The sequence below is a fragment of the Tolypothrix bouteillei VB521301 genome (genome assembly GCF_000760695.4).
Lineage (GTDB): Bacteria > Cyanobacteriota > Cyanobacteriia > Cyanobacteriales > Nostocaceae > Scytonema > Scytonema bouteillei_A.
In genome coordinates this window covers 7,933,433-7,945,239 of the sequence record NZ_JHEG04000001.1, presented here as the reverse complement: position 1 = coordinate 7,945,239, position 11,807 = coordinate 7,933,433, and the positions used below count along the sequence as shown (strand labels likewise).

The 11,807-nt window shown below is 42.0% G+C and carries 9 protein-coding genes; 5 read left to right on the top strand and 4 right to left on the bottom strand.

Annotated features, from left to right (window positions below):
• The first annotated feature begins 35 nt into the window (after positions 1 to 35).
• From HC643_RS32555 to HC643_RS32545, 3 genes are read left to right on the top strand one after another with little or no spacing between them, the layout of a single operon-like run.
• Positions 36 to 836 carry a glycosyltransferase family 2 protein gene (locus tag HC643_RS32555; RefSeq protein ID WP_408019758.1) on the top strand — a complete coding sequence of 267 codons (801 nt, stop codon included), beginning with the start codon at positions 36 to 38 and terminating at the stop codon, positions 834 to 836.
• Between the two features lie 48 nt (positions 837 to 884).
• Complete coding sequence (locus tag HC643_RS32550) at positions 885 to 1,481, top strand: YdcF family protein (protein WP_038085837.1); 597 nt, start codon at positions 885 to 887, stop codon at positions 1,479 to 1,481.
• Positions 1,468 to 2,028 (top strand): WcaF family extracellular polysaccharide biosynthesis acetyltransferase, encoded by a 561-nt coding sequence (locus HC643_RS32545; RefSeq protein WP_038085769.1) that lies wholly within the window; start codon positions 1,468 to 1,470, stop codon positions 2,026 to 2,028. Before HC643_RS32550 ends, HC643_RS32545 begins: the two co-directional genes overlap by 14 nt.
• A gap of 110 nt (positions 2,029 to 2,138) precedes the next feature.
• Here HC643_RS32545 and HC643_RS32540 read toward each other — a convergent pair whose 3' ends face one another.
• A complete protein-coding gene (locus HC643_RS32540) occupies positions 2,139 to 3,227 on the bottom strand; it encodes a glycosyltransferase family 4 protein (protein WP_038085766.1) in 1,089 nt (362 codons plus the stop codon).
• A gap of 745 nt (positions 3,228 to 3,972) precedes the next feature.
• Positions 3,973 to 6,072, bottom strand: coding sequence for a GumC family protein (locus HC643_RS32535; protein ID WP_038085763.1), 2,100 nt, complete (start codon positions 6,070 to 6,072; stop codon positions 3,973 to 3,975).
• 728 nt (positions 6,073 to 6,800) lie between these two features.
• Between HC643_RS32535 and HC643_RS32530 the strand changes: the two genes are divergently transcribed.
• On the top strand, positions 6,801 to 7,334 hold the full coding sequence (locus tag HC643_RS32530) for a DoxX family protein (protein ID WP_038085834.1): 534 nt from the start codon (positions 6,801 to 6,803) through the stop codon (positions 7,332 to 7,334).
• Positions 7,335 to 7,594: 260 nt separating this feature from the next.
• On the opposite strand, the gene HC643_RS32525 is transcribed toward HC643_RS32530, so the two are convergent.
• The gene (locus HC643_RS32525) at positions 7,595 to 8,230 is read right to left on the bottom strand and encodes a Uma2 family endonuclease (protein ID WP_038085762.1); all 636 of its coding nucleotides are present in this window, start codon (positions 8,228 to 8,230) and stop codon (positions 7,595 to 7,597) included.
• 328 nt (positions 8,231 to 8,558) lie between these two features.
• Between HC643_RS32525 and HC643_RS32520 the strand changes: the two genes are divergently transcribed.
• A complete protein-coding gene (locus HC643_RS32520) occupies positions 8,559 to 8,894 on the top strand; it encodes a XisI protein (protein WP_038085756.1) in 336 nt (111 codons plus the stop codon).
• A gap of 78 nt (positions 8,895 to 8,972) precedes the next feature.
• Here HC643_RS32520 and HC643_RS32515 read toward each other — a convergent pair whose 3' ends face one another.
• On the bottom strand, positions 8,973 to 11,774 hold the full coding sequence (locus HC643_RS32515; protein WP_237265994.1) for an MHYT domain-containing protein: 2,802 nt from the start codon (positions 11,772 to 11,774) through the stop codon (positions 8,973 to 8,975).
• Between the last annotated feature and the right edge of the window lie 33 nt (positions 11,775 to 11,807).

Genomic DNA, 11,807 nt, shown 5'->3' with positions numbered 1-11,807 from the left:
AGAAAATTTTCTTATTAGCGATACATATCAAAATAATGGAACAAGTTACACCTCTTTTGCTTACATATAATGAAGCGCCCAATATCGCTCGCGTGCTCAAGAACCTTTCTTGGGCAAACAATATTATTGTTATTGACAGCTACAGTACCGATGGAACTCTGGAAATTTTAGCCTCCTATCCACAGGTTCAGGTTTTTAAGCGAAAATTTGATACCCATGCATCGCAATGGAATTATGGTTTAGAAAAAGTTACAACTGAATGGGTACTCTCTTTGGATGCAGACTACATAGTGACCGATGAGCTTTTTCAAGAAATTCAATCGATACCTTTAAATACCTTCATAGATGGTTACTTTGTTCGATTTAAATACTGTGTATTTGGCAAACCATTACATAGCGCTTTATTACCACCCCGCCAAGTTCTTTTCAAAAAAAATAAAGCAAAATATATTGATGATGGACATACTCAGCTGTTACGCGTAGAAGGTCAGTCTAGTTATCTTTCTGGTTATATTTACCATGACGATCGCAAGTCTCTAAGCCGTTGGCTATGGGCTCAAGATCGCTACATGGTGATTGAGGCACAAAAGTTAACAGAAACTCCTAATAATCAACTTAGTTTGGGAGATCGCATTCGCAAACAAAAAATTCTAGCTCCTTTGATTATCTTGTTCTACTGCCTCATCTTAAAAAGAGGTATTTTCGATGGATGGCATGGATGGTACTATGCCTTTCAAAGAGTTTTGGCAGAAGTTTTACTTTCTATTCACTTAATTGAATATGAAAAAATGCAAAAGCAGAATATGGAGACCTTTGTGTTAAAAACGCTGAGTTAAAATTAAGCATCTTAATTGAAGAATACAGAAAATTGGTGGAAGTTATCGGTGAAGCAATTACAGAGCTATCTCAAAAAATATTGGTTTTTTACTGTAGTAGGTCTGTTCATTGTTCTCCTAAGTATTATTCCCATACGTTTAGCGATCACCTCCTATCAAAATCCATTTCCACAAGCCATATTTACTCTTGGTGGGGGTATAGATAGAGAAAAATTCACAGCTCAATTTGCACAATACTTTCCTAATCTAGAAATTTGGGTTTCTAGTGGCACAAATAAAGACCAAGCTAAATCTGTTTTCCAAGCGTTTGGTATTTCAAATCAACGCCTTCATTTAGACTACCGCGCCGTTGACACGGTTACCAACTTCACTAGTCTTGTATCTGATTTTAAACAACGCCAGATACAACACCTGTACTTAATTACCTCTGACTTTCATATGCCACGAGCAAAAGTAATAGCTACCTTAGTTCTGGGCAGTCAAGGCATTACTTTTACCCCTCTTTCCGTTCCCTCCAATCGACCTAAAGAACCTCTCATGAATATTCTCCGCGATTGTTGTCGCTCACTCCTTTGGATTTTGACAGGTCGCACAGGAGCAAGCCTCAATTCTTATGTTATTTATTCGTCATATGCGTTTAGATAATTATACTTTAGGAGCATATACTCCAGGTGCTCCCTTTTGGAAACAACTGTTGTGGTATTTCCTGGGATCGCCTTTAGTACAAAGTTATTGGCTACCCGTGTCTTCTTTCAAGGTTTGGATGCTGCGCTTATTTGGTGCAACGATTGGTCAAGCAGTCCGTATCAAACCTGGGGTGCGGGTCAAGTTTCCTTGGCGGTTGACAGTTGGCGATCACGTTTGGATTGGTGAAGATTCTTGGTTAGATAACATTGCCCCGATTGCCATACAGAGCCATGTTTGTTTGTCACAAGGCGTATACCTATGTACGGGAAATCATGACTGGAAGCATCCTGATTTTCAGTTAATTGCTGCACCAATTTACATAGAAGAAAGTAGTTGGATTGCAGCAAAAGCAGTTGTTGGTCCTGGCGTTACTATAGGAGCAGGAGCAGTGCTGACATTAGGCGGAGTGACAGGGCATTCATTAGAACCAATGACTATTTACGCAGGTAATCCAGCTCAACCGCTTAAAAAAAGAATAATCAAAGAACAAGAAGTAGTGTGCTAATTAAATAAGTAAAAGCGGTGTAGTACTTATACTCACCGCGTAGTGACTTCTAATATCACTCAATTTCAGTTTAGCAAAAGTCACTTAAAGGTAGATTTAACCTAATTGTTTTAAACGCGACCGTTACTGGCAATAACAGACTTACGGAATTGCCCTACACTTTGAGCAAAGCGATCTGCTAGGATTTGTCTGTAAACCGCTTCATAACCATCAGTCATTGCTTGATAGCTAAAACGCTTAAAAACATATTCCCGACAACCAGCCCGGTCTAATTCAGCAACCTTGTCAACAGCAGCTACACACTCCTCTACAGTGTTGCAAAGGAACCCTGTCTTTCCGTGGGCAATCACCTCTTTTGTAGATCCCAGTTTCATAGCAATCACTGGAGTACCAGATGCCATTGATTCAATCATCACTAACCCAAATGGTTCTCGCCAGGTAATGGGGAACAAAGTTGCAACCGCACCGCCCATCAATACATTCTTTTGCTCGTGGTTAGCTTCACCCAAATACTGAATCTGTTTGCCATCGATAAGAGGTTTAATTTCCCTTTCGTAATACTCTACATCAACGACATCTACTTTACCGGCCATCTTCAAACGCCAACCCGTTCTCTTGGCTATCTCTATTGCATGATGCGGTCCTTTTTCAGGAGATATACGACCTAGGAAGGCTAAATACGGCTCTTCATCTGGTTGGGGATAGAATTTATAACTGCTGACATCAATACCGTTGTAAACCGTTGCCGCATAGTTCAACCCCAGCCTTGGTTCCCTCTGTGCATCGGAAATACTAACGTATGGTTGCTTTTTCCCATACCTATACATCTTTTCATTATCAGGGGTAAAAATACCGTGCAATGTATGAACGGTGGGGGTTTTTACCAGATTGGCATAGGGGATCACTCCATAACCCATATGAGAGTGAATAACGTCAAATTCTTCCGCCATTTCATACACCCGGCTGAGTTGCAACGTTTCGTAAACGTTATACTCCTTTACTTTCTTATCAAGTCTAAGGGCTTGGGGGTGAACCGAGACAAGGTTTGCCAGACTGATAGAATCTCCCGATGCAAAAAGGGTTACTTCGTGTCCGCGACGGACTAATTCATCAGTCAGTAACCCCACTACTAACTCTACGCCACCATAAGCTGGGGGCGGTACTCTCTCCCATAATGGAGCAACCTGAGCAATCCGCACAAATAACCTCCTAAAAAGTTAATTTATCAAAGTGCAGACCTTCTTACTAATGCATCATTTGAAGCTACCCTGTCTGCATGAGAGCTTGGTAAAAAGAAAAAATTTAGTAAGAATCATATACAAACTGTATAGGGTTTCTTCAAGATTCTCTGTCTATCCCAGGTAGGGAAATTCTTATCTACCCCACACAATACAAAGTTTTTATTTATTAATCTTTGTTCCCGATTTATTCTTTCTATAGAACGTTAACAAAATAATAAAGATATATAAAAATACAATTTATCTTTCTAAAAGAATATTACTTTAGTTGTAGAAAAGCACATTTTGAATTCTATTGCTCGACCTTGTCAATCTTCCAAAATAAAGATAATTCTCCCAATTAACTTAATTAAGATATTTAAAGCCTTATTGTCTTCTAAAAAATGGCTAATGTTGTAACAATAGTAGCGTAGCTTGAGTAAATTTAGTTGAATTCGTTAAATTTCAGAGCCTGAAACTCTAAAAGTATTGGGACGTTTGTAAGCAAATTGAATTATTTATACAAATGAGCGATCGCTTAATTTCTATAAATAATCTATTTTATAAGTATGGATAATCAAACTAATTAGGACTTACGCATAGGGGGGAGCGACAATATGTAAAATACCCAAAATGGCGTTGAGGTTGCGTCAGTCCTACTAATAACACTTGATTTTCAAGCATCAGCGTATGAACCCAAGTTATGGGGGAGAGCGTCCCCCCGCCCCTACACTCTCGCTGCACTCACACTATAAGTCGCAGTCTTAGTCTGTGCCGCATTAATCGCCACACCCAAAACATGCTGACCGGCTTTTTCCAGCAGATCTTTAGATAGCTCAATATTGCTGGAATCTGCCACTCCTGGTCTAACAACAAATAAGACGCCATTAGAAATCTTACCTAGAATAGTAGCATCAGCTGCTACGGTCAATGGAGGAGTATCGATAATGACAAAGTCATAAGTTTGTGCAACTTGCGCCACCAATACAGCCATTTGGCTGGAATCGAGCAAGGCAACTGGATTGCGAGTTGCAACACCTGCAGTAAGTACTTGCAAATTCGGCTGGACTTCAACTATAGACTCTTCCAAAGAAGACTCACTTGTGAGGACGCTGCTTAAACCACGCTCGTTTGGAATTTCCCAGATTTTATGCTGGCTGGGATGACGCAAATCTCCATCTATGAGCAACACTCGGCGTCCTAACTGAGACATGGCAACAGCTAAATTAACAGCAACAGTAGATTTGCCTTCTTTAGGTACGGAACTTGCAACGACTATGACTTTGATAGGTCTATCTGAGTTAAAAAATCTCAGATTGGTTTGAAGCATTTGGAATGCTTCGCTGACAGGAGAATCGGGATTATTTCTGACAATGACTTCTGGAACAGCGTGAATAAGATTGCGATGGGGAAAAGGAGGAACGATCGCAAGTACAGGATAAGAGGCTAACAAGTCTCGAGCCGATTTAGAAGTTTTAACAGTACCGTCAACTTTCTCTAACAGCCAAGCAGCAGCGCTAGCCAAAACAATTCCACCAACTAAGCCTTGCAGCAAGTTCACGTACTGACGGCTCTTTATCGGCTGTCCTGGGACTAAAGCAGGTGTGATAATTCGAGCATTACCTACTTCCTGATTCTCTGCTACCTGAAGCTCTTGATATCTATCTAAAAGGTTTTTATAACTAGCTTCAGTAGCAGCTATTTCACGTTCGATTTGACGCTGTTGAAGCTCTAGTTGGGGTAAAGTATTAGCCCTTTGTCTGTAGGAATCAATAACTCTATCTAAAGCTTTAAGCCTTACTTGCAAACTCAGACGTTCTGCTTCAGCACCAGCAAAACTCTGAAGGATTCCTTGTTGCAAACCTAAAGTTCTAAGTTGAACAATTTTTTCTGGGTCTTTAATTTGGTTAAAGCGTCCTGCTTTACCGATAAAACTTTGTTCTATTCGTCGCTTGAGTTCTTTATTGAGAATGTTGACTTGCTCTTTCAAGTTAATCACAGTTGGGTGAGCATTTGTTAAGCGGAGTCTTGAAACTTCAAGCTTTTGTTGAGCCTCTTGTAACTGTCCGAGAACAGAAATAGTTGTAGGAGATTCACCAACAAAACCTGCAATAACTGCTTCTTGCGAGCTCACACCAAACATACTCTGGATTGATTCCTTACGCGCCGTTTGAGCTGCAAAATCAGATCTGGCTGCAGCTACTTGCCTATCTAGCTCGCTGAGAATATTTACACTAGATGCTGCTTCTGCTTTGAGGTCTAAAACTCTATTTCGCTGCTTAAATCTTTGTAATGTCTCTTCCGCCGCTTGTAATGCTGCTTTCCTTATCGGTAATTGTTGCGCTATAAAATCTCTAGCAGACCTAGTTTGGGCACGATTTGCATTTATGTCATTTTCTATGTAAATTCTCATTAGGGTATTGACAATAGAGGCAGCCTTTTTTGGTTCTGTACCTACGTAAGATAGTTCCAGGATATCAGTACCCTTGATGTTAGAAACTTGTAGTTCTTTTAACAAAACTTGAGGACTTTGAGATAGCCTTAAAGCAGCTATAGCTCTTTCTGCAAGAGGCAGAGAACGCAAAATAGCCGCTTCATTATCTAAAGGATTACCACGTACTGAAGTTTCTAACTGTCCTAGTTGGCTACCAACCCCTGTCAAAGAAGAGGTCGTATTCTTTTTAAATAAAAGTTGACCGCTTGCTTGATAAATAGGTGTATCCTGCATCGTTTTCACAACACTTAACAGGAATACAGCCAAAAAGACGATAGAAGCTGGTAACCATCGCCGTCTCAAAATAAACCAAATTTGTACGTAATCTTCCATGGTTGTTGTTGTAGGGGGAAGCAGGTTTTACTTAATGTAATTTTTTAGATAGCAAAATACACCCTCAGTAGACAAAAGCCAAACTCTTAGAAAGACCTGTTAAATTTATCTCCAGGCTTGTGTCGTGTCTGATAACTTTAAATTAGTTATGTTTAATAAAACTCTCTAAAGTATAGGAGCCCTCACTGTAAATGCTAATGGCAGATTTACGGAAAATAATTAGCGATCCCTCTGAGATTTTAAAGCTCTCTCCGAGTAATTACCGTTGACAAATGATAGTGAGAGTCTGTGAAGAGATATTTTTCAACTACCGACATTCACCGATCGCTAAAGATAACTACATTTAAATAGCTTTAAATTTATCTAGACTAACACAGAATCTTAGCGGTTATTAACAACACATTTATCCCTAAGCCAGTGTATGGAGAACCAAAGAATGCAACGAAATGTAAAATCATAGATTTCACACCCAGTAGTCCTATGTAGCCTTTGGCAAGCCTAATGACGAACGAACTAGTATAAATAAAAACCTAAATTAATGATTTGCGTTGATTTACTTAAGCAAAGCTCAGACAAATTGATATCGAGACGCGATCGCATTCAATACAGCATTTCATCGTGGTTAGTTGTGAGCGATCGCCACTTCAGTTACAACTACTTATTTACATTTCTTTATGTTTTTGTTAAGTTTTTTAATATGTCCTCATAATATCACTCATACTGCAAACATGACCACCACAACCCTTCTGACCAGTATCTTCAAACCCAACGTAAATCCCAGTGTCTCCTCCCAAACAGCTTGGGCGCTCCTGAGAGTCATCGTTGGCATCATCATGATCCACAACGGGTTAGACAAACTAGGTAACATCGAAAGCTTCTCTCAAGCCTATGTCGAAGTCATCGGTTTACCCTTTCCCCTGTTTTTCAGCTATGTAGCAGCCTTCACCGAACTCCTAGGCGCACCACTACTCGCCATTGGTTTGTTTACCCGCGTGGCATCGCTCGGTTTGTTCTCAACCATGTGTGTGGCTGTCTACCATCACATCCTGGTTGCAGGCTTCAACATTTCCTACCTAGAACTGTCTTTAATTTATGCAGCGTGCTTTCTCTTCTTCACCATCAATGGTGCAGGTCTATTTTCCACCGATGCCCTAATTGCCAACCGGCTGGATGCTAATTCCCTATCCATCCAAGCCAAGCAAATCATGCGTCTGGAGAAGTCTTATCAAGCAGCAAGTGCTGATAAAGTATCAGTTGGCTAATGGCTAAAGCTAATGGCTAATAGCTAATGGCTAATGGCTAATTGCTTTTTGACGATTAGCTATTAGCTATTAGCAGTCTTCACTCTTATTTTTATATTTCATTTGGGACTGCTATACCAGTTTTCTATGAAGATGCATACAATTAGCCTGCGAAGGCAGGCTTTGTTTGTATAGCTCCACATTTCCAATGTGAGGGCAATAATGTGCAACTTCACATAGAATTACTCTTAGCCTTTGCTTCAGCAGGGCGAGTGTCAATCCTAATCAGAGGCCAAAGAACGGCGTAATTCGCGAATAGCTACACCCGTACCGCGATCGCCTGCTGTTTTTAAACACTGAGCGATAACAACTCCTAAATCCACATTAGGGAAGTAGCGGCTGGTTGGTTGCAGCTGGTATTGATTTTCCTGCAAACCATAAATTGCTAAGCGATCGCGTTTGAAGATCCAAACTTCTGGAATACGGTACGGGATATAGTCGTTAACATCAGTGTATGAAGTGACATCAATTTCAATTGCTAAATCGGGTGATGGATCGGTATCCCACTCCAACCTGTCTCGTCCCACCACTGCTTGCCAATTATCAATATAAAAGCAATAATCTGGTTCAATACCGCTTTCAGAAGGCAGTTCCATTGTAATGGGTGTAAATGCTTCATAATTGCGGTTTTGGGCATCAAGTAAAACTTTCACAACATCTGCCAAAATATTCGCTTCACGTCCGTGTTTCGGCAGTGGTGACATGAGTAAAATTTCCCCAGAGCGATACTTAATACGTGGAATGGAGGAATCGCCTCGACTATCGCAAAGGGTACGATAGAGTTGCCAGGAACCAGGCATTCTCACCAACGTTCCGGAGGGTAGCTGAATATTTTCGCTCGAAATGACGGCGTACATAGTTTTGATGGAGCGACTGACTCCCATGATAAGCTGTCTTTAGATGATATTGAATTTAATTCATGCTTAGCGCTTAAAAATCACAATACAGACGAAACCTGCCGGATGTAGGTTTGTTTAATAAAGTCCACATAGGTGGTGAGTCCAGCGCTGCAGGCGGGTTTCCCGCCGTAGGCGACTGGCGAACCCGAAGGGACTTTGTTTGTATAGTTGCGAATTATATTCGCCTCTAGCGCTCTTAAGTTCTTCAGGAATGATTTAGGATTGCTATATCTGAAAACCAACTTAAAATTATTGTTTACAACATTGAAAATGAGGAAATTGTCCAATGGCTAAAATAGACGATTATCGAAATAAAATTCAACAACTTCTTAATAAATATACCAAGTATAAACCAAGTTACGGTGAAGTAGAAGTTGAACCAATATTTGATACAGAACGCAATCATTACCAAATTCTAAGAGTAGGCTGGAACAACCAAAAGCGTATTTACGGTCCTATAATGCATCTTGATATTATAAATGAGAAAATTTGGATTCAACAAAATACGACTGAAGTTGACATTGCCTTGGAACTAATAGAAATGGGAGTACCCAAGCATGATATTGTCATTGGATTTCACACTCCGAAAATGCGAGAATTTACAGATTTCGCAGTAGGGTGAGAAGCCGGGAAGGGTCAGGGTGAGGGACTCCTAAGCCCCCTCGCCCGTGGAAAAGGGGGTTGGGGGTGAGGGCAAAACCTACCGCTTCACAGAGTGTTTGCCATTGCCATTGTGAACTACCACAGAATCCAGAACAGTATACTCGCGAGTATCTATCGTCTCCAGCGCCATAGGCGGCTCAACAATGGCACTTTCCTGCTTCTCCTCAGTGGTAAACACCGCAACGGAATCCTGCAATTGCTTTGCTACACTCACAGTCTGATCCAAAGAGCTCGAAACCAAGCGAGAAAATTCACTCGTATGGAAAGAATCATGAGCAATCTGCTTCATCAACGACGCCACCAGTTGTGAAGTTTGCGCTTGGGACACCGTTGCATCAGAAATTAACTGCACCAACTCATCAATCTGGCGGGATACATCTAAAATCTCCCCTAATTGCATCTTAGTATCTCTCACCAAATCCGTCCCTTCCACCACCTGATTCATTCCCTCTTCCACAGCTTTTACCACTTCCGTGGTTTCAAACTGAATGTTATCCACAATTTGCTCGATTTCTTGAGTCGCTTGTGTCGATTGAGCCGCTAATTGACTCACTTCTTCTGCAACCACACTAAAAGCCCGACCTTCTTCACCCGCTTTTGCTGCTTCAATGCTGGTATTAATCGCAATAATATTTGTTTGCAAAGCAATTTGTTTAATCAAAGCCACCACTTTGTAAATCTCTTGAGAAGATTCACCCAACCGCTTCACCTTCTTAGCCGCTTCTGACATGGTTAAACGCAGATTCATGATGCTATTAACCGTCAAATCCATAGAACTGTTTCCGCTTTCAGCAGCAGTGGACGCCGTGCGAGCCATAGTTGCTGCTTGGTGTGCGCTATCTGCCACAGCTTGGATGGAAAGCGCCATTGCATCGAGAGACTGTAAAGTGTTGGTAATTTCTTCAGCTTGTTTGAGAGCATCATCAGCCAACAAACGCATTGCTTCTGAGTTTTCCCCAACGTAAATATTGACCTGTGCGGCGGTGTGTTTCACCTGAGTCACAATATGCCGCAAATTTTGAATAATGGCATTGAAAAACTCAGCCACAACCCCAATTTCCCCTACGGAAATTTCCGCACGTACCGTCAAGTTACCCTTAGACACTTCCCGAACATCATCGAGCAGCGCAACCACTTGCCGTTGCAACGTTTCCTTACTGTCTCGCAACATTTCTTGTGTCTGTGTTCGTTCTGTAATATCTGCCTGTACTCCAATAAAATGAATCACCTGTCCCAACGCATCCCGAACTGGTGAAACGGTCAGCTGATTCCAAAAAGGAGTTCCATCTTTACGATAATTCTTAATCACAACTTGGCAATCGCGTTCTTCTCTGACAGCGTCGTGTATCTCTTTCACCGTCGTTGGATCTGTATCCGGTCCCTGCAAGAAACGACAGTTTTGCCCCAGTGCTTCTTTTTGCGAGTAGCCGGTGATTGTTTGAAATGCAGCGTTGCAAAAGATAATGGGGTTATCTGCCTGACGCGGGTCTGTAATGAGAATACCATTGCTAGCCGCAGCAATAGCGCGATCGCGCACCCGTAAAATTTCCTGTGCTTGCTGCAATTCATGCAACAGATTTGCCTGTTCCAAAGCAATCCCTATTTGAATTGCCAATTGTCGGAATAACTCAACCTCCGTCTTTTGCCAAAGTCGAAAACCGCAGCACTGATGGCAAAACAGCAAGCCCTGGAGTTGATTGTTATTCAAAATCGGCGCAGCCATATAAGCCTTAATCTGGAAATGTTCTAAAATCTCCAAATGAGCTTGAGCAAAACCCACATCGTAAATATTGTTCGTTACCCAAACCCGACCACCGTTGTAAGTTTCAATATAACGTTCCCAAAAAGAATCATTCACTGTATGCCCTAGGAGGGGATTCCAATTTAACCCTACCTCCTCCGCAATGATTGTTCCACTCCAGTCAGGATTAAAGCGGTAGATAATCACCCGGTCTGTACCCAAAGCTTGCTGCACTTCACGGACCGCCGTATTGAGAACATCATCCAACTTGAGAGAACGGCGAATGCGGAGAGTCAATTCTGTAAATTTCTGCGCCCGCAAAACTTCCGCTTCCTGCTGTCTCAAGAGTATAGCTTGCGCTGACATCCGGCGATCGATAAAAGATGTCAGCAGAGTAAACGCCAAAATAATCAGGGTACACACCCCAATCCCAGTTGCTAGCAAGGTTAAAGAAGAATTTGCCTGATTTGCCAACACCCTACCCACAGCTTGAGTTGGCATAAAAGAAGCTGCTGCCATTCCCGTGTAATGCATACCAGCGATCGCGCACCCCATCAGCAGCGAACTTAATATCCGCGATGACCTTCCCTTGTGGCTCGTTTGCATCCGGAAGTGAAAAGCAATCCACAAAGCCGCAATAGATGCTGCGATCGCAACAAGCACTGACAGTACAAATAACACGGGATCGTAATGAGTGTGAGCCTCCATCCTCATAGCTGCCATCCCAATATAATGCATGGCAGCAATCCCCAGACCCATTAACACCCCCCCAAACAGCAAGCGCTGCCAGCTCAAAAATTGGCGACTGGCAAGAAAGAGCGCTCCTCCAGAAGCAACGACAGCAGGCATGATTGAGAAAATCACCGTCTTCACATCATAGGCAATAGGGACTGGCAAACTAAAAGCAAGCATGGCGATAAAGTGCATCGACCAGATACCAATTCCCATCGTGATGCTACCGCCAATCAACCAAATCAGCCTGATCTTTTTCTCAGCCGCCGTCACGCGCCCTGCTAAATCTAGAGCTGTGTAAGATGACAGTACTGCGATCGCTATAGATAGCGCTACTAAGCCCTGGTGGTAGGTGCTACTCATCATTGGTAAATTCCCCTGGTGTCCCAAAACAATCTT

Coding starts and splice junctions, on each gene's coding strand:
- HC643_RS32535 (WP_038085763.1), bottom strand. CDS start 6,072: ATGGAAGATTACGTACAAATTTGGTTTATTTTGAGACGGCGATGGTTA.
- HC643_RS32555 (WP_408019758.1), top strand. CDS start 36: ATGGAACAAGTTACACCTCTTTTGCTTACATATAATGAAGCGCCCAAT.
- HC643_RS32515 (WP_237265994.1), bottom strand. CDS start 11,774: ATGATGAGTAGCACCTACCACCAGGGCTTAGTAGCGCTATCTATAGCG.
- HC643_RS32530 (WP_038085834.1), top strand. CDS start 6,801: ATGACCACCACAACCCTTCTGACCAGTATCTTCAAACCCAACGTAAAT.
- HC643_RS32545 (WP_038085769.1), top strand. CDS start 1,468: ATGCGTTTAGATAATTATACTTTAGGAGCATATACTCCAGGTGCTCCC.
- HC643_RS32520 (WP_038085756.1), top strand. CDS start 8,559: ATGGCTAAAATAGACGATTATCGAAATAAAATTCAACAACTTCTTAAT.
- HC643_RS32525 (WP_038085762.1), bottom strand. CDS start 8,230: ATGTACGCCGTCATTTCGAGCGAAAATATTCAGCTACCCTCCGGAACG.